Consider the following 17,141-nt stretch of genomic DNA (forward strand, 5'->3'; position numbering starts at 1 on the left):
GCTCCGGCCAGCTGCAGCGGCCCGGCCGTCAGGTCGCCCGTCTCCTGCCGCCGTGGCGAATGGTCTGCCACAGCGGGGTGCCGAGGGCGACGATGACCACCGCTCCGGCCAGCTGCAGCGGCCCGGCCGTCAGGTCGCCCGTCTCCTGCCGCCGTGGCGAATGGTCTGCCACAGCGGGGTGCCGAGGGCGACGATGGCCACCGCTCCGGCCAGCTGCAGCAGATGCCGGATCCAGTCGAAGCCCGAGGTGTGTTTGACCCCGATCCATCCGGCCACCGCATTGCCGAGGATGCCGCCGAGGATGCCGTAGATACAGGTCAGCCACAGCGGGATCTCCTGCTTGCCCGGCAGAATGGCCCTGGCAAGAACACCGAGAATGATTCCCACGACGATGGCCCATAGCCAGTTCATGTCGCCTCCTGACACATGGCAGGGGATACACGCCTCCTCTCAGTGTTCGACCACTTTCGGTACGGCGCACGCCGGAGTGGCCGTACGCGGTATGGCGTATGGCAGGGCACCCATCAGGGTGCCCCGGCCTCGAACCGTCCGCGGGCGCGGCGTAACGTTGAGTACGTACCGAAGCGGGGTACCTGCTTGGCGATCAGGTGGTGGAACGTGATGCGGAAGCAGGGCAGTACGGAGGTCTTCCGGATCACCGGAGCCCGCCAGGGGCTGGACGCCGATGTGCGCGGGCGGCAGCGCCGCTATGTGATCTCGATGTCGGTGCGGACCGTGGCGGTCGTGCTGGCGGCGGTGTTGTGGAACGTGGAGCGCCATGTGGCCATCGTGGCGCTGGTCCTCGGTGTCGTGCTGCCGTACATCGCCGTGGTGATCGCCAACGCGGGCCGGGAGAACGCCCCTTCGCTCCCCGCCACCTTCATCGCGATGCCGCCCCGCCCCATGCTGATCTCCGCGCGGGAGTCGGAGCCGGAGGATTCCCCGCGGGCGGAATCCGTCCCGGAAGACGTCGGACATACCAGCGAGGATGGACGCGCCGATCGGGGCTGACCTGCCACGTTTCGGTAAGCTCAAGAAAACCTCAGATCAATCCTGCTGTTCCGGTGCACCGCGCCCTATCCCTCGTGACATACTGCGTACGCGCTCCGCATCCCCCGTCGGAGCGACGGACCGACGCCGGGCGGCTCCCCCCGTGGCTGCCCGGCGTCGCCATGTCCGGGGCGCTTTCCGTAGAGTCTGCGGTGTGAACACCCGCGAGACCGCCGCCGAGACCGAGACCGTGATCTGCTCCGCCAAGGGCTGTCGCGCCCCCGCCGTATGGGTGCTGGCCTGGAACAACCCGAAGATACACACTCCGGATCGGCGCAAGACCTGGCTGGCGTGCGATGAACACCGTGAGTATCTGTCGGAGTTCCTCGGGATGCGGGGCTTCCTCAAGGACGTGGTGACGCTCGAGGAGTGGTCAGCCGCCGATCGCTGACATCGGGCGGTCGGGCTGGAGGAACGACGGGTCGTCGAGCCCGGAGCCCGCCTTCTTGCCCCACATCGCCAGCCGCCACAGCCGGGCGATCTCCTCGTCCGGCGCACCGGAGCGCAGCGCTCCCCGCAGATCGGACTCCTCGCGCGCGAACAGACAGGTGCGCACCTGCCCGTCGGCGGTCAGCCGGGTGCGGTCACAGGCGCGGCAGAAGGGCCGGGTGACCGAGGCGATGACGCCGACACGGGCCGGGCCGCCGTCGACCAGCCAGCGCTCGGCGGGGGCGGAGCCGCGCTCCTCGTCGGCTTCGGGGGTGAGGGTGAAGCGGGTGCGCAGACTGGCCAGGATGTCCCCCGCGGTGATCATTCCCTCGCGCTTCCAGCCGTGCTGGGCATCCAGCGGCATTTGTTCAATGAAGCGCAGCTCATAGCCGCTTTCCAGGGCCCAGGCGAGCAGTTCTGGGGCCTCGTCGTCATTGAGGCCGGGCATCAGCACGGCGTTGACCTTGACGGGGGTGAGCCCGGCGGTGCGAGCCGCGTCGAGGCCGCGCAGCACATCGTCATGGCGCTTGCGCCGGGTCAGGGCCCGGAAGACCTCGGGGCGCAGGGTGTCGAGCGAGACATTGACCCGGTCCAGGCCCGCGTCGCGCAGCGCCTGGGCGGTGCGCTGGAGCCCGATGCCGTTGGTGGTCAGCGACATCTGGGGGCGCGGGGTGAGGGCCGCGCAGCGCTCGACGATGGAGACGAGGCCGGGGCGCAGCAGCGGCTCACCGCCGGTGAAGCGGACTTCGGTGATGCCGAGCTCGGTCACGGCGATCCGGATCAGCCGGACGATCTCGTCGTCGGTGAGCAGATCCGGTTTGGCGAGCCACTGCAGGCCTTCTTCCGGCATGCAGTAGGTGCAGCGCAGATTGCACCGGTCGGTCAGTGAGACACGCAGGTCCGTGGCGACGCGCTCGTAGGTGTCGATCAGCATGGCGACGGCCCCTCCACTGTTCGCGTGCAACTACGGCACAACTACGGCAGTACTCCGCAGCGTACGTGACGGCTGTGACAGGGAGGGGCCGTGCCCGTGGTCCGGGGCTGTGTGTCAGTGGGCTCCGTGCCCGGTGAGCGAGCGCACCTCCAGTTCGGCGTACTTCTCCCGGTCCGGCTCCTCCTTGGAGAGGAGGGTGCCCAGCCAGCCGAGCAGGAAGCCCAGCGGGATGGAGATGAGCCCCGGGTTCTCCAGGGGGAACCAGTGGAAGTCGACGTCCGGGAACATCGACGTCTCCTTGCCCGAGACGACCGGCGAGAAGAGCACCAGGAAGACCGAGGAGACCAGTCCGCCGTAGATGGACCACAGCGCGCCCTGGGTGGTGAACCGCTTCCAGAACAGGCTGTAGAGGATGGTCGGGAGGTTGGCGGAGGCGGCGACCGCGAAGGCGAGCGCCACGAGTCCGGCGACATTGAGGTCGCGTGCGAAGACCCCGAGGACGACGGCGACGGTGCCGATGCCGACGGTGGCCCAGCGGGCGGCGGCCATCTCCTCCTTCTGTGTCGCCTGCCCCTTGCGGATGACATTGGCGTACAGATCATGGGCGAAGGAGGACGAGGAGGCGAGGGTGAGCCCGGCGACGACGGCCAGGATGGTCGCGAACGCCACCGCGGAGATCACCGCGAGCAGGACTGGACCGCCGAGCTTCTCCGCGAGCAGCGGGGCGGCGGTGTTGCCCGACTTGTTCGAGGCGATGATGTCGTCGTGCTTGAGCAGCGCGGCGGCGCCGAAGCCCAGCGCGATGGTCATCAGATAGAAGCCGCCGATGATCCCGATCGCCCAGTTCACCGACTTACGGGCGGCCTGTGCCGTGGGCACCGTGTAGAAGCGGATGAGGATGTGCGGCAGGCCCGCGGTGCCGAGGACCAGCGCGATGCCCAGCGAGATGAAGTCGAGCTTGGTGGTCGCGGTGATCCCGTACTTCTGGCCGGGCTCCAGGAACGCGTGACCGATGCCGCTGTTCTTTGCCGCCTCGCCCAGTAGTTCGGAGACGTTGAAGTGGAACTTCAGCAGCACCAGGAAGGTGAGCAGCAGGGTGCCCGCGATCAGCAGGACGGCCTTCACCATCTGCACCCAGGTGGTGCCCTTCATCCCGCCGATGGAGACGTAGAGCATCATCACGACGCCGACGAGGACGACGATGAGGATCTTCCCGGCCTCGCTGGTGATGCCGAGCAGCAGCGAGACCAGCACGCCGGCGCCCGCCATCTGGGCCAGCAGGTAGAAGATCGAGACCACGATGGTGGACGCGCCCGCGGCGGTGCGGACCGGACGCTGGCGCATCCGGTAGGCGAGCACGTCGCCCATCGTGTACCGGCCGGAGTTACGGAGCGGCTCGGCGACCAGCAGCAGGGCGACCAGCCAGGCGACGAGGAAGCCGATCGAGTAGAGGAAGCCGTCGTAGCCGGAGAGCGCGATGGCTCCGGCGATGCCGAGGAAGGACGCGGCGGACATGTAGTCGCCGGAGATGGCGAGGCCGTTCTGGAAGCCGGAGAACTGGCGCCCGCCGGCGTAGAAGTCCGTGGCGTCCTTGGTCTGCCGGCCCGCCCATACGGTGATGGCCAGCGTCGCCACGACGAAGACCGAGAAGAGTGTGATGATCAGCGGCCGGTGGTCCGAGGCGCTCTCGGCGGCGAGCTGGTAGGGGCTCATGCGTCACCTTCCAGGCGGGACTTGATCGCGGCGGCCCGCGGGTCGAGCTCGGCGGCGGCGTGCCGGGAGTACCACCAGGCGATGAGGAAGGTGGTCAGGAACTGGGCGAGGCCGAAGACCAGGGCCACGTTGATGTTGCCGGCGACCTTGGTGTCCATGAAGCCGCCCGCGTAGTTGGACAGCAGGACGTAGAGCAGGTACCAGCTGACGAACGCGATGGTGAGCGGAAAGGCGAACGAGCGGTGCGCGGTGCGCAGTTCGCCGAACTCCGCACTCGTCTGCACCTCGGCGTACGGAGGTCGGGTGTGCTGCAGCTGATCGTCGGGGCGATCGCCGGCCGGTGCGGTTTCCACGGTCTCTCCTGGTGAGTGGGTTTACGACGGGACGCGTACGGCGTCATAGTGATCCGGATCACGCATGGTAGGGCGCCGTCAGGGCTTACGACAGGGGCCGGTTGGTTGAAAGACGGAGAAGAGGCCGAAGGAGCGCTTCAGTCCGGGCACGGTGGCGGGTTTTCTTCCGCTGCGCATTGATGCCCCGCCTTGATCAGCGATAGCTTCCTTCGTCATGTACCCGCCCACGCGCAAGCGCTGGCGGTCCGTACGGATGAAGTGGAGACCCCATGCCTCATCTGAGACCGGTGCATGCACGACAGGGACGGCGGGCCGCTGACGGTCCGTCGCTCGGACGTCAAGCGGGCGTCCCCCGGGTGACGCGCTGAGCGCGCGCCCCGATCCCGGCTCCGGGACGCTGTCGATCCAGCCCCGGTCCGCCCGCCCCGACCGTCCCCACCCCTCAACAGAACCGGAGTACCCATGACGCCGCGCCGCACCTCCCTGCCGCTGCGCACCGCCGCGATACCCGCCGCCATGGCGCTCACCACCGCGCTGGCCTTCCTGCCCACCACCGCCACCGCCCTCGCGCAGGACGGCCACGCCACCGCCGCCGCCGGCGCGGCCGACGGCCCGTCGCTGAGCTACGTCGTCAACACGCGTCCGGGGCACCACGACTCGCCCCGTATCCAGAAGGCCATCGCCAAAGCGGGCGGCACGGTGGTGGTCGCGTACGACCGGATCGGCGTCATCGTCGTCCACTCCGCCAACCCCGACTTCGCGAAGACCATCCGTACGGTCCGCGGCGTCGCCTCGGCCGGCGCCACCCGCACCGCACCGCTGCCCGCCCAGTCCACCGACGACCTCGGCACGCCGAAGGTGCTGTCCGAGCGGGAGCAGAAGGCCGTGGCGGCCAGGGCCGGGGCCGGTCAGGACCCGCTGGAGCCGCTCCAGTGGGATCTGCCCGCCATCAAGGCGGACAAGGCGCACCAGAAGAGCCAGGGCAGCTCCAAGGTCACCGTCGGGGTCATCGACACCGGTGTGGACGACACCCACCCCGACCTCGCGCCGAACTTCGACCGCAAGGCGTCCGTCAACTGCGTGTCGGGGAAGCCGGACACGGCCGACGGCGCTTGGCGGCCGAGCGCCCTGGAGAGCCCCCACGGCACGCATGTCGCGGGCGAGATCGCCGCCGCGAAGAACGGCATCGGCGTCACCGGTGTGGCCCCGGGCGTCAAGGTCTCCGGCATCAAGGTGGGCACGACCGCCGGGTTCTTCTACACCGAGGCCGTGGTCTGTGGCTTCGTCTGGGCCGCCGAGCACGGTGTGGACGTCACCAACAACAGCTATTACACCGACCCTTGGTACTTCAACTGCACCACCGACCCGGACCAGAAAGCCCTGGTCGACGCGGTGCGCCGGGCCTCCTCGTACGCGGAGCACAAGGGCGTGGTGAACGTGGCCGCGGCGGGCAACGAGAACTACGACCTCACCTCGGACAAGATCACCGACCCTTCCAGCCCCAACGACACCACCCCCGGTGACCGGGAGGTGGACCCGAGCGTCTGCCTGGACATCCCGACCCAGCTGCCGGGCGTCGTCACGGTTGCCGCGACCGGCGCCAAGGGGCTCAAGTCGTCGTTCTCCAACTACGGTCTCGGGGTCATCGACATCGCGGCCCCCGGTGGCGACTCCACCGCCTACCAGAAGCCGGCCCCCCCGGCCGTCGACGGCCGCATCTACAACACGCTGCCCGGTGGCAAGTACGGCTACATGGCGGGCACCTCGATGGCCTCCCCGCATGTCGCGGGTGTCGCGGCGCTCATCAGGAGCACCCATCCGCACGCCTCCCCCGGGCAGGTGAAGGCGCTGCTCAAGGCCGAGGCCGACGACGTCGCCTGCCCGACCGACTACGACATCGACGGGGACGGCACGGTCGACGCGGTGTGCGAGGGCGGCAAGCGGTACAACGGCTTCTACGGCGCCGGGCTCACGGACGCCCTGGACGCCGTCGAGAAGTGATCGGCTGACCCGGTGCGCGGGCCGTCGGGCGGGGGTGACCCGCCCGGCGGCGCGTCGCGGAGCACCCCGGCCGTCAGCAGATACTGGGCCGCCACATAGGTGGCCATGATCCAGAACTGCGGTACCGGCGGTCGTGGCCAGTGCGCGAGACCGGCGGCGATCAGGGTGTCGGAGAGCAGGAACAGCACCCCGCCGAGCCCGGCCCACGGGCCCGCCCGCAGTGCGCCGAGCGCCATGGCCGCCAGCAGCAGGCTGTAGCCGGCGACGGGGAACCGCAGGCCGGCGTCGAGGCCGGGCCACAGGAGGACCACGGTGCCGAGCCACGCGGCCCCGTACCCCGCGGCCACCCAGGGCACCGTAGGGCGCCGGGCGCGGATGAACAGCGCTATGTAGCAGGCATGTCCGGCGGCGAAGCACCCCATTCCGGCGAGGAACGCGGTGTCGCCGCCGATCTGCAGCAGCACATCGCCGCCGCAGCCGCACAGCAGCGCCGCCGCCAGTCGGCGGGGCCCGCCGCGCACAAGGGCGTACGCGGCGAGAACGGGCATCAAAGCGGGTTTGGTGGCGTGGACGACCGGGGTGGCGTCCGCGAGCAGCGCGCCCAGGTGGACGGCGGTCAGCAGCGCGAAGAGCCCCAGCAGGGCGCGCGCTCCGCGCCCCGCGCCGGTCATGCCGCGCTCTCGGTGATTTCGGTGACGGGCTTTCCGCCGGGCACCGGCTGCCCGTCCCCGGGCGCGGGAGCGGGCTGCCAGCCCGGCCCCCGGAAGACCCGGCCCGCCCGCTCGCGCCAGCCGCGCGCCGCCGCGAGGTCGCGGGCGATGGCCGCGTACTCATGGGTGGCCACGCGCAGCGGGTTGTAGGTGTCGATGTTCTTGGTGAGCCCGTAGACGGGCCGCTCGGTCTCCGGGACGAAGGACCGGAAGAGCCGGTCCCACACGATGAGGATGCCGCCGAAGTTACGGTCCAGATAGCCCCCTTGGGAAGCGTGGTGGACGCGGTGGTGCGACGGGGTGTTGAAGACGAACTCGATGGGGCGCGGCAGGGTGCCGATCCGTTCGGTGTGGATCCAGAACTGGTAGACGAGGTTCACCGATGAGCAGAACGCGACCGCGGCGGGATGCACCCCGAGGGCGATCATCGGTACGTAGAACGGCCAGACGGTCCAGCTGGTCCACGGCTGCCGCAGGGCGGTGGTGAGGTTGAACCTGCGGCTGGAGTGATGCACCACATGGCACGCCCACAGGATGCGGATGACGTGGTGCCCGCGGTGCGACCAGTAGTAGAAGAAGTCCTGGGCGAACAGCATCAGCGGCAGCGTCCACCACTCCACGGGGACGCGTATCGGGGTGAGTTCATAGACGGCGGCATAGATCGCCACAATCGGGATCTTCCACACCAGATCGAAGACAAGGCTCCCGAGCCCCATCGTGACGCTGGTCGCGGCGTCCTTGGCCGCGTAGCCCTCGGCGTCCTCGTCGGGGTGGAGCCGGTAGCTCACCATCTCCACGACGGCGAGCAGGACAAAGGCCGGTATCGACCACAGCACGGCATTGGGCAGGTGCGGCATGTCCGCACCATAGATACGGCTATAAGGCCTCCGCTAGAGGCAGTTACCAACAAGTATGGTAGATGGCCTGTCAGCAAGGGGAAGCCCTTCACATCTCCGGAGAAAAGGGATGGCGATGACTTCCCGTCACAGAGCGGGCCGACGGTACGGGTTGTCAGCGGCGGCCCGTATCCTCGTGAACCATGCTCGAAGACCCCACGGCGGCCGCACCCCGGCTCGCAACGCCGTCCTCGTGGCCGACCGCCTACCCCCAGGGGTACGCGGTCGTCGACGTGGAGACCACCGGCCTCGCCCGCGACGACCGGATCGTCTCCGCGGCGGTCTATCAGCTCGACGCCCGGGGCACGGTGCAGGACCACTGGTACACCCTGGTCAACCCGCAGCGCGATCCGGGCCCGGTGTGGATCCACGGGCTCACCCGCGAGACGCTCGCCGACGCCCCGCTCTTCCCGGACATCGCCGCTGAGCTCGCCGAGCGCCTGGCCGACCGCGTCCTGGTCGCGCACAACGCCGTCTTCGACTGGTCGATGCTCGCCCGCGAGTACGCCCGCGCCAAGAGCGCCGCGCCCGTACGGCAGCGGCTGTGCACCATCGCCCTCTCCAAGGAGCTGGGCCTGCCGCTGCCCAACCACAAGCTGGAGTCGCTCGCCGCCCACTACGGAGTGGTCCAGCGCCGCGCCCACCACGCGCTGGACGACGCGCGGGTGCTCGCCGAGGCGTTCCGCCCGAGCCTCCACCTGGCCGCCGAGTCCGGGCTGCGCCTCCCCCTGCTGGCCTGCCAGCCGCTCACCGAGTGGTCCGACGGCCCGGCGCGCGTCGGTCAGCAGCGGTCGTACCGGCAATCGAGCTGGCGCCCCAGCCGTAAGCGCCCCGCCTGCCCCTACCCCAACCCGGGGCGGTACGAGGTGGGCGGGCAGCTGGTCCAGGGCATGCGGGTGGCGTTCTCCGGGGACACCTCGGTCGACCGCGAGCTGCTGGAGGACCGGGCGATCGAGGCCGGGCTGCACGTGGCCACCAGCGTCTCCCGGCTGACCAGCGTGCTGGTCACCAACGACCCCGAGTCGCCCACGTCCAAGACCACCAAGGCCCGGTCCTTCGGCACGCCGATCATCGACGAGGCGGCCTTCATGCAACTCCTGCAGGACGTCACCCCCGCGCCGCCGACAAACAGGTGAAGTCGGCGCGACGCGCCCGCCCGCCGCTCGCCCGCCACCGCCCGGGCCCGCACGCTGTGGCCCATGGCACGTTGTGAGGTCTGTGGAAATGACTACGGGATGACGTTCGAGGTGCATGCGCAGGGTGGTGGTGTGCACGTCTTCGACTGTTTCCAGTGCGCCATCCATCGCATGGCGCCCATCTGCGAGCACTGCCGGTGCCAGATCATCGGCCAGGGCGTGGAGGCGGACGGCCAGTTCTACTGCGGGGCGCACTGCGCTCGCGCCGAAGGGAAGGTGGGCATCGTCGATCATGTCTGACCACCTGCGTGGATTGTCCCCCGTCGGCCCCACCGGCCGGGGGACAATCCATGCCGAGTAGGGTCAAGGGCGTGTACCGCTTCCTGTTGACCCGGCAGTGGGTGATCCTCACGCTCGTAGGGCTCGCCCTGATCCCCACCATGATCAGACTGGGTTTCTGGCAGCTCCACCGCCATGAGCACCGGGTAGCGCAGAACCAGCTGATCGGGGACAACCTCGACGCCCCGCCCGTGGCCGTCGACAAGCTCACCGCCCCCGGCCGTACCGTCCCCCGCGACGACACCTGGCGCACCGTGACCGCCACCGGCACCTACGACACCGCCCATGAGGTCGTCGTCCGCCAGCGCACCGGCTCCGACGAGCAGTCCATCGGCTACTTCGTCCTCACCCCGCTGCTGCTCCAGGACGGCCGGGCCGTCCTCGTCAACCGCGGCTGGATCCCGGCCGGCGCCGATCTCACCAGGTTCCCGAAGGTCCCCGCCGCCCCCGCCGGCAAGGTCACCGTCACCGGCCGGCTCAAGGCCGACGAGACCACCGGCAACAGCGGCCTCAAGGACAAGAAGGGGCTGCCGCCGCGCCAGGTCACCCTCATCAACAGCGAGCAGCAGGCGAAGAAGCTGTCCCGGCCCGTCCTCGGCGGCTACATCGAGCTCACCGCCTCCTCCCCCAAGGGCACCAAGCAGCCCCAGCCGGTCCCGGTACCCAACCACAGCGACATCGGCCCCCATATGGCGTACGCGATCCAGTGGTGGCTGTTCTCCGCCGGTGTGCCCGTGGGCTGGGTCGTCCTGGTCCGCCGCGAACGCCGGGACCGTGCCGCGCAGGCCGCTGCCCCCGCCACCCCCGAGAAGGTCCCGGCCACCGCGACTGCCGACTAGCTTTTCCGGGAAGACGCCCCGGTGTGGCTCAGCGCATCGACGACTACGCACTCATCGGGGATCACCAGACGGCTGCTCTGATCAGCCGCGAAGGCTCCATCGACTGGTTGTGCCTGCCCAGCTTCGACTCGGCGGCCTGCTTCGCCGCGCTCCTCGGCGACGTGGACAACGGCCACTGGCGGCTCGCCCCCAAGGGCGCGGGCGCCTGCACCCGCCGTGGCTACATCGACGACTCGCTCGTCCTGGAGACCATCTGGGAGACCGATGCGGGCACCGTCAAGGTCATCGACTTCATGCCGCAGCGCGACCGCGCCCCCGACCTCATCCGCATCGTGGAAGGCGTCTCCGGCAGCGTCGAGATGCAGGGCGTCCTGCGGCTGCGCTTCGACTACGGCCACGTCATCCCCTGGGTGCGCCGCGAGGACGGCCACCGGATCGCGGTCGCCGGACCCGACTCCGTATGGCTGCGCTCCGAGCCCGAGGTACACACCTACGGCAAGGACTTCTCCACCCGCTCCGAATTCACCGTCTCGGCCGGCGAGCGCGTGGCCTTCGTCCTCACCTGGCACCCCTCCCACGAGCCCCGGCCGCGCCTCGTCGACCCGTACACCTCCCTGCGCTCCAGCCTCGACGACTGGCACGCCTGGGCCGCCCGCTGCACCTACCAGGGCCCCTACCGGGACGCCGTCATGCGCTCCCTGATCACCCTCAAAGCGCTCACCTACGTCCCCACCGGCGGCATCGTCGCCGCCCCCACCACCTCGCTGCCCGAGCTGATCGGCGGCATCCGCAACTGGGACTACCGCTACTGCTGGCTGCGCGACTCCACCCTCACCCTGAACGCGCTCCTGTCCGCCGGCTACCGCGAGGAGGCGAGCGCCTGGCGCGACTGGCTGCTGCGCGCCATCGCCGGCGACCCCGCCGAGCTGCAGATCATGTACGGCCTCGGCGGCGAGCGCCGGCTCCATGAATACGAGCTCCCCTGGCTCGACGGCTACGAGCAGTCCGCGCCCGTCCGCATCGGCAACGGCGCCGTCGGCCAGCGCCAGCTCGACGTCTACGGCGAGATCCTCGACTCCCTCCACCTCGCCCGCGTCTCCGGCCTCCCCGGCAAACCGCACGACTGGAAGATCCAATGCGCCCTCATGGACTTCCTGGAATCCGCCTGGCGCGACCCCGACGAGGGCCTGTGGGAGGTCCGCGGACCCCGCCGCCACTTCGTCCACTCCAAAGTCATGGCCTGGGTCGCCGCCGACCGGGCCGTCCGCACCATCGAGGCCCACCCCGAGCTGAGCGGCGACGCGAACCGCTGGCGCGCCATGCGCGACGCCGTCCACCGCGAGGTCTGCGAAAAGGGCTACGACCCCGAGCGCTCCACCTTCACCCAGTCCTACGGCTCCACCGAACTCGACGCCGCCACCCTCCTCATCCCCCGCGTCGGCTTCCTCCCCGCCACCGACCCCCGCGTCCTCGGCACCATCGACGCCGTCCGCCGCGAACTCAGCGACGACGGCCTCATCCGCCGCTACACCACCGACGGCACCAACGTCGACGGCCTCCCCGGCTCCGAAGGCGCCTTCCTCGCCTGCTCCTTCTGGCTCGCCGACGCCCTCCAGCTCGCCGGCCGCCACAAGGACGCCCGGGCCCTCTTCGAACGCCTCCTCGCCCTCCGCAACGACGTCGGCCTCCTCGCCGAGGAGTACGACCCGGCGGCCGGCCGGCAGCTCGGCAACTTCCCCCAGGCGTTCAGCCACATCGGACTCGTCGGGACCGCCCTTACCCTCGCCGAAGAGGCCCCGGCAGACTGACCCCATGGATCTTGGACTCAAAGACCGGGTGTACATCGTCACCGGAGCCACCCGCGGGCTGGGCCTCGCCGCCGCCCGCGAGCTCGTCGCCGACGGCGCCAAGGTGATCATCACCGGCCGCGACGCCGACGCCGCGGCCGCCACCGCCGACTCCCTCGGCCCCGGTGCCCTCGGCGTCGCCGCCGACAACGCCGACCCCGCCGCCGCCGACCGTCTCATCGCCACCGCCCGCGACCACTTCGGCGGCTTCGACGGCATCCTCATCAGCGTCGGCGGCCCCCCGGCCGGGCCCACCGCCGACATCACCGACGCCCAGTGGCAGGCCGCATTCGAATCCGTCTTCCTCGGCGCCGTCCGCCTCGCCCGCACCGCCGCCGCCGAACTCTCTCCCGGCGGCGTCATCGGCTTCGTCCTCTCCGCCTCCGTCCACGAACCCATCCCCGGCCTCACCATCTCCAACGGCCTCCGGCCCGGCCTCGCCGGCTTCGCCAAGTCCCTCTCCGTCGAGCTCGGCCCCCTCGGCATCCGCGTCGTCGGCCTCCTGCCGTCCCGCATCGACACCGATCGCGTGCGCGAGCTGGACGGGCTCTCCGGAGACGCCGACGCGGCCCGCGAGCGGAACTGTGCGACGCTCCCGCTCCGCCGGTACGGCACCCCCGAGGAATTCGGCAAGGCCGCCACCTTCCTGCTCTCCCCAGCGGCCTCCTATCTCACCGGCCTGATGCTGCCGGTGGACGGGGGCGCGCTGCACGGCTTCTAGGGGGCCGGTGGGATCTCCCCCACCCCGCCCCTTCCCGCAGCATCCGATATGCGGCTCCGCCGCGTGGACGGGGCTCCGCCGCGTGGACGGGGCTCCGCCGCGGACTCCGATTCGGGGACTCCGCCCCCGCACCCCCGCCGGGGCTCCGCCCCGGACTCCACTCCTCAACAAGCGCCGGAGGGGCTGGTTTGTGGGCCTCCACCGGAGGAGCGTGCCCAGTCAAGGCTGAGTGCCGGGCTCGGCCCATCCCCCCGGCACGGCCTTCTGCCGTGTCCTCAATCGCCCGACGGGCTGGAATTCCGCACCCGCCCGGTCAGTGAAGCGACTGGCCGGGCCACCGGGCGGGAGTCGCCGACACTCGGAAGGGGGCGGGGGTGCAGGGGCGGGGGCCTGGACGCTTACGTGTATGTGGCCTCGGGCAGCGCGGTGGACCCGCCGCGCTGCGGGCGTCCCTCGCCCGGAGCCTGCCGGACCATATGATCCCCGCGGCGATCGTCACGCTGGACCGGCTGCCGCTGGGCACCAGCGGCAAACTCGACCGGCAGGCGCTGCCCGCACCGGGTCTGGCGCCAATCTCCGGGCAACACGCCGCTTCCGGCTGACGGCGCCCAAAGATATCGGTCCAGGCCCCCGCCCCGGAGGCCCCGCCCCCGCACCTGACCACGGACAGACCGCGCACCCGGTGGAACCCGGCACCCGTCAACTACCGTGCCCGCTCCGCCCGATGCCGCTCCGTCCTCAGCCGCACCTCCGCCGGCAGCTGCTCCAGACCCGCCGAGCCCCGCGCATGCTCCAGCGCCTCCGCCCGCAGCCCCTCCAGCGTCCGCGCCGGCTCCGCCCGCGCCTCCAACATCAGCCCCATCCGCGCCTCCGGAGCGGTCCGCCGGCCCCGTAGCCGTACGTGCGCCCGCTCCACTCCCCCCAGCGACTCCGCCTCCGCCGTCAGCGCCGCCTCCAGCGCACGGCCCCGCAGCAGCGCCCCCTCCCCGTCTCCCGTCTCCACCAGCACCTCCGCCAGCCGGCCCCGCCGGAACTGCGCGAGCGCCCACCACACCGCGAGCACCAGCACCAGCGCCAGAGCCGCGATGACCACGGGCCACCACCATCCGGCATCACGCCACCGCATCCGGTCCGCACGGCTCAGCAGAACGTCATCGCGCCCGCCGAACGGCGGCCAGCCGGCCAGGGCCACCGCGCCGACGCCCAACAGCAGCAGGCCCAAGACACCCAGCAGCACCCGGTTGACGATCCGCAGCCTGCTCCGCATCCCCGCTCACCCCTTCGCCGGTCGCCGTACGTGCACGGAGAGGGCGGGCCGCCGGGCCAGGCCCAGCTGCCGGATGCCCTCGTCGAGGGCGGCGTCGAGATCCGCCCGTACCTCGTCCAGGTCGCGGAAGTGGGCCAGCGCCCGCGCCCTGACCCGCCGACGGCCGACGTCGACCCGTACCGACCGCACCCCGGGCACCTCCATCGCGCGGTCGCGCAGCACCAGTCTCGCGGCGGCCCGGTCGATACCGGCCCGCATGTCCCGGACGTCGCTCGGCGCGCGCATCGGCAGCAGACCGCGCAGCCCCGGCGTGAGGGCCAGGACGATCATCCAGAGGCCCAGGAGCGCCAGCAGGGCGGCCCCGCCCATGACCCAGGCGTCGTCGAGCGGCCGCGAGGCGAGCTGTTCGGCGAGCCAGTCCCGCCACCGCATGGCGGACCGGCCGGCGCGCACGGCGGCCACCTCGTACAGCAGCAGTCCGGCGATGGCGACGAGGGCCAGCGCGACGAGCCCGGCGGGGATGCGGCGCTCGGACCAGAAGCGGCCGACGTGCCCGTGCCGGGACGAATCGTCAGGTCCGGATCCGGGACCGGTCCCGGATCCGGACCCGGGCCTCGGCCCCGCCTCGTACACCGCCGAAGACGCCGACTGCCGCATCTTCTCGGCCCCACCCATCGCATCGGCCCCGCTCACCGCACCCTCCCCCGCTCCGCCCGCTCCAGCAGCGGCGAGTGCAGCCGCTCGACCGTCACCGCCACCTCGGGCACCTCCATACCCGCCATCTCACCCACCCGTTCGACCACATGACGACGCACCGCACCGCACTGCGCCCCGATGTCGGACGGATAGCCGAGCTCGACGCCGACCCGCACCCGCGCGACGCGCTCCCGCACCACCGCAGCCGCGTGCGGCTGCGGCAGCCCAAGGGGGCCATCGGGTCGCAGCGCCTCCCGCGCCGCCTGCGAGGCGATCTTCGCGATGACGCGGTCCGCGATCCGCGTCGCCCCCCGCTCTCCCGGCTCGACCACGGCGCGTCACCGGCGCCGTTCGTCACGGCCACGGGAGCGGAAGAAGTCACCCGGTTCCAGATCGCCGTCGAGGAACCGGCCCGCGATGAAGCCCACGGCTCCCAACGCGGCCACCAGCAGAAAGGCCCCGAAACCACCGAAGTAACCGGCGAAAGCGAGCGCCATCCCCGCGATCATGCCGACCACGGCCATGCTCATCATGTGCTCCCCTACTGGAGCCAACCAAGCCGCAGCCGGGCCAGGTGGCCCGGACTACTGAAGCCGCGGCTCCGGCGATTCCTCTTCTTCGTCCGGCAACTTCACATCGCTGACCGCGATATTGACCTCGACCACCTCAAGGCCGGTCATCCGCTCGACCGCCGCGATCACGTTCTCCCGCACGGCCCGGGCGACGTCGGCGATGGAGACGCCGTAGTCCACCACGATCTCCAGGTCGAGGGCCGTCTGCACCTCGCCCACCTCGGCCTTCACCCCGCGGGTGACGGACCTGCCCCCGGGCACCCGGTCCCGTACGACCCCGAAGGTGCGCGCGAAACCGCTGCCCATCGCATGCACGCCGACGACATCGCGGGCCGCCATACCGGCGATCTTCTCGACGACGCCATCGGCAATGGTGGTACGCCCTCGGGAGGCGGGGTCGCCCCCGCCGCGCCGGGGCGGAGCCGCCGTAGCGGTGCCGCCGCCGAGGGTCTTTGGCGTGTCGGCCGCGGGCTCCGTGGCGGGGCTGTCGGGCCGGTTCCGTGGTGCGGTCTCGGACATCACCGATCGTCCCTTCCCGAGGCGAACAGCTTTCCAGAGCGTTCCGCTCGCTCTACTTGCCACACTAAAGCCGATTTCCCCGAACCGCCTCGGCAATGCGGCAGTCGCGCGATGCGATGCGGCAGGCTGAACCCAGCGACCCGGCGACTACAGCGCGAAGGGGTGACGGCGGTGGTCACGGACCGGCTGGCGCAGGCGGTACGGCAACAGCTGCGGCTCGGGCGGCTGCTGCCCCTCGGCGGACCGGCTGACGGCGCGTGGCTGACCGAGCTCGCGGCGAACACCGTGCTCCGCGAGGCGGCCGCCAAGGTGCCCGGCGTACGTCTCGGCCCGCTCCGTATCGGCCTGGCCGACCCCGACACGGCGGGGGCGCCCGCGGTTCCGCCCCCACCGAGCGCACTGCCGCCTGGTCCGCTGCGGATCGAGGCGGAGTGCGCGGCGACGGTGGAGCAGCCGCTGCCGGTGGCGGCGGACCGGCTGCGCAACGCCCTGTCCTCGGCGGCGGTGGACCGGCTGGGCCTGGACGTCGAGGCGGTGGACCTTCGGGTGACGGAGGTTCTGGAGGCGCTGGAGCCACCGGCCGAGCCCCCGTCCCCGCGACCGCAGCAGCCACCGCAGGAGGCCCAGCAGCCCCCACAGGAGGCGCAACACCCACCGCAGGAGGCCCAGCAGCCACCGCAGGAGGCCCAGCAGCCACCGCAGGAGGCCCAGCAGCCACGGCAGGAGGCGCAGCACCCACCGGCGACCGAGCACTCCGACGACCCGGCCGTCACGGCCGCGGCCACCGCCGCCCTCTCCGTTCCGGGTGTGACCCGGCTCGCGCCCGTGCTGGCCTTCTCCCGCGCCGTGCATATCGAGGATGCGCACATCCGGATCGAGCTGGCCGTCGCGTCGGACCACCGCGCCGTGGACGTGGCACGGGCGGTACGGAGGGCGGTGGCGGCCGCCGCCCCGGGTCCCGTGACGGTGGCGGTCCTGATCACCGCCGTGGATTCGACGCCGTAAAACGCCGCCGTGGAAACCGGGCCACCGGAAACGCCGCCGTGGAAACGCCATGGCCCCGCACCCCCGCTCAGCCGGCGTCCTTCCGCATCCCCTCAACGGTGCGCTCCAGCTCGG

21 protein-coding genes are annotated in these 17,141 nt (G+C 71.3%); 10 read left to right on the top strand and 11 right to left on the bottom strand.

Annotated features, from left to right (window positions below; all coding sequences use genetic code 11):
• Positions 1-129: 129 nt before the first annotated feature.
• The gene (locus ABZU99_RS11325) at positions 130-411 is read right to left on the bottom strand and encodes a GlsB/YeaQ/YmgE family stress response membrane protein (RefSeq protein ID WP_355952349.1); all 282 of its coding nucleotides are present in this window, start codon (positions 409-411) and stop codon (positions 130-132) included.
• 210 nt (positions 412-621) lie between these two features.
• Between ABZU99_RS11325 and ABZU99_RS11330 the strand changes: the two genes are divergently transcribed.
• Together ABZU99_RS11330 and ABZU99_RS11335 are read left to right on the top strand one after the other, a co-directional pair.
• A complete protein-coding gene (locus ABZU99_RS11330) occupies positions 622-1,011 on the top strand; it encodes a DUF3099 domain-containing protein (protein ID WP_355952432.1) in 390 nt (129 codons plus the stop codon).
• 193 nt (positions 1,012-1,204) lie between these two features.
• The gene (locus tag ABZU99_RS11335; RefSeq protein ID WP_356047455.1) at positions 1,205-1,441 is read left to right on the top strand and encodes a hypothetical protein; all 237 of its coding nucleotides are present in this window, start codon (positions 1,205-1,207) and stop codon (positions 1,439-1,441) included.
• Here ABZU99_RS11335 and moaA read toward each other — a convergent pair.
• The 3 genes from moaA to ABZU99_RS11350 all read right to left on the bottom strand — a co-directional run bounded on the left by moaA (position 1,424) and on the right by ABZU99_RS11350 (position 4,440).
• Complete coding sequence (moaA, locus tag ABZU99_RS11340) at positions 1,424-2,413, bottom strand: GTP 3',8-cyclase MoaA (RefSeq protein ID WP_355952345.1); 990 nt, start codon at positions 2,411-2,413, stop codon at positions 1,424-1,426. The two genes, ABZU99_RS11335 and moaA, sit on opposite strands and share 18 nt — an antisense overlap.
• Before the next feature lie 114 nt (positions 2,414-2,527).
• Positions 2,528-4,126 carry a cation acetate symporter gene (locus ABZU99_RS11345; protein WP_355952342.1) on the bottom strand — a complete coding sequence of 533 codons (1,599 nt, stop codon included), beginning with the start codon at positions 4,124-4,126 and terminating at the stop codon, positions 2,528-2,530.
• Complete coding sequence (locus tag ABZU99_RS11350; protein ID WP_356047499.1) at positions 4,123-4,440, bottom strand: DUF485 domain-containing protein; 318 nt, start codon at positions 4,438-4,440, stop codon at positions 4,123-4,125. Before ABZU99_RS11350 ends, ABZU99_RS11345 begins: the two co-directional genes overlap by 4 nt.
• 501 nt (positions 4,441-4,941) lie before the next feature.
• On the opposite strand from ABZU99_RS11350, the gene ABZU99_RS11355 reads away from it, so the two are divergent.
• Positions 4,942-6,480 carry a S8 family serine peptidase gene (locus ABZU99_RS11355; RefSeq protein WP_356047452.1) on the top strand — a complete coding sequence of 513 codons (1,539 nt, stop codon included), beginning with the start codon at positions 4,942-4,944 and terminating at the stop codon, positions 6,478-6,480.
• Here the strand turns inward: ABZU99_RS11355 and ABZU99_RS11360 are convergent.
• Complete coding sequence (locus ABZU99_RS11360; protein ID WP_356047450.1) at positions 6,435-7,151, bottom strand: lysoplasmalogenase; 717 nt, start codon at positions 7,149-7,151, stop codon at positions 6,435-6,437. The genes ABZU99_RS11355 and ABZU99_RS11360 overlap by 46 nt on opposite strands.
• A complete protein-coding gene (locus ABZU99_RS11365) occupies positions 7,148-8,047 on the bottom strand; it encodes a sterol desaturase family protein (protein WP_356047448.1) in 900 nt (299 codons plus the stop codon). Before ABZU99_RS11365 ends, ABZU99_RS11360 begins: the two co-directional genes overlap by 4 nt.
• Before the next feature lie 182 nt (positions 8,048-8,229).
• Between ABZU99_RS11365 and ABZU99_RS11370 the strand changes: the two genes are divergently transcribed.
• From ABZU99_RS11370 to ABZU99_RS11395, 6 genes are all read left to right on the top strand, one after another.
• The gene (locus tag ABZU99_RS11370; RefSeq protein ID WP_356047447.1) at positions 8,230-9,222 is read left to right on the top strand and encodes a DEDDh family exonuclease; all 993 of its coding nucleotides are present in this window, start codon (positions 8,230-8,232) and stop codon (positions 9,220-9,222) included.
• Positions 9,223-9,285: 63 nt separating this feature from the next.
• Positions 9,286-9,522 (top strand): hypothetical protein, encoded by a 237-nt coding sequence (locus ABZU99_RS11375; protein WP_355952328.1) that lies wholly within the window; start codon positions 9,286-9,288, stop codon positions 9,520-9,522.
• A 71-nt stretch (positions 9,523-9,593) separates the two neighbouring features.
• Positions 9,594-10,400: an SURF1 family protein gene (locus tag ABZU99_RS11380; protein ID WP_356047497.1), complete on the top strand. Its 807-nt coding sequence runs from the start codon at positions 9,594-9,596 to the stop codon at positions 10,398-10,400.
• Positions 10,401-10,423: 23 nt separating this feature from the next.
• Positions 10,424-12,208 (top strand): glycoside hydrolase family 15 protein, encoded by a 1,785-nt coding sequence (locus ABZU99_RS11385; protein ID WP_356047445.1) that lies wholly within the window; start codon positions 10,424-10,426, stop codon positions 12,206-12,208.
• A gap of 4 nt (positions 12,209-12,212) precedes the next feature.
• Positions 12,213-12,968 carry an SDR family oxidoreductase gene (locus ABZU99_RS11390; RefSeq protein ID WP_356047443.1) on the top strand — a complete coding sequence of 252 codons (756 nt, stop codon included), beginning with the start codon at positions 12,213-12,215 and terminating at the stop codon, positions 12,966-12,968.
• Positions 12,969-13,444: 476 nt separating this feature from the next.
• On the top strand, positions 13,445-13,570 hold the full coding sequence (locus tag ABZU99_RS11395) for a hypothetical protein (protein WP_356047441.1): 126 nt from the start codon (positions 13,445-13,447) through the stop codon (positions 13,568-13,570).
• A gap of 101 nt (positions 13,571-13,671) precedes the next feature.
• Here the strand turns inward: ABZU99_RS11395 and amaP are convergent, their stop codons facing one another.
• Genes amaP through ABZU99_RS11420 form a run of 5 tightly spaced genes read right to left on the bottom strand, consistent with a single transcriptional unit; the run spans position 13,672 to position 16,022 of the window.
• The gene (amaP, locus tag ABZU99_RS11400; RefSeq protein ID WP_355952320.1) at positions 13,672-14,235 is read right to left on the bottom strand and encodes an alkaline shock response membrane anchor protein AmaP; all 564 of its coding nucleotides are present in this window, start codon (positions 14,233-14,235) and stop codon (positions 13,672-13,674) included.
• Positions 14,236-14,241: 6 nt separating this feature from the next.
• Positions 14,242-14,910 carry a DUF6286 domain-containing protein gene (locus ABZU99_RS11405; protein WP_356047495.1) on the bottom strand — a complete coding sequence of 223 codons (669 nt, stop codon included), beginning with the start codon at positions 14,908-14,910 and terminating at the stop codon, positions 14,242-14,244.
• Between the two features lie 14 nt (positions 14,911-14,924).
• Positions 14,925-15,263, bottom strand: coding sequence for a hypothetical protein (locus tag ABZU99_RS11410; RefSeq protein WP_355952317.1), 339 nt, complete (start codon positions 15,261-15,263; stop codon positions 14,925-14,927).
• Between the two features lie 6 nt (positions 15,264-15,269).
• Positions 15,270-15,461: a hypothetical protein gene (locus ABZU99_RS11415; RefSeq protein ID WP_356047439.1), complete on the bottom strand. Its 192-nt coding sequence runs from the start codon at positions 15,459-15,461 to the stop codon at positions 15,270-15,272.
• Positions 15,462-15,515: 54 nt separating this feature from the next.
• Positions 15,516-16,022: an Asp23/Gls24 family envelope stress response protein gene (locus ABZU99_RS11420; protein WP_355952311.1), complete on the bottom strand. Its 507-nt coding sequence runs from the start codon at positions 16,020-16,022 to the stop codon at positions 15,516-15,518.
• 171 nt (positions 16,023-16,193) lie between these two features.
• Here ABZU99_RS11420 and ABZU99_RS11425 point away from each other — a divergent pair, with 171 nt between their 5' ends.
• The gene (locus ABZU99_RS11425; RefSeq protein WP_356047493.1) at positions 16,194-17,027 is read left to right on the top strand and encodes a nucleopolyhedrovirus P10 family protein; all 834 of its coding nucleotides are present in this window, start codon (positions 16,194-16,196) and stop codon (positions 17,025-17,027) included.
• Positions 17,028-17,141 lie beyond the last annotated feature (114 nt).

Source organism: Streptomyces sp. NPDC005266, assembly GCF_040607655.1.
Lineage (GTDB): Bacteria > Actinomycetota > Actinomycetes > Streptomycetales > Streptomycetaceae > Streptomyces.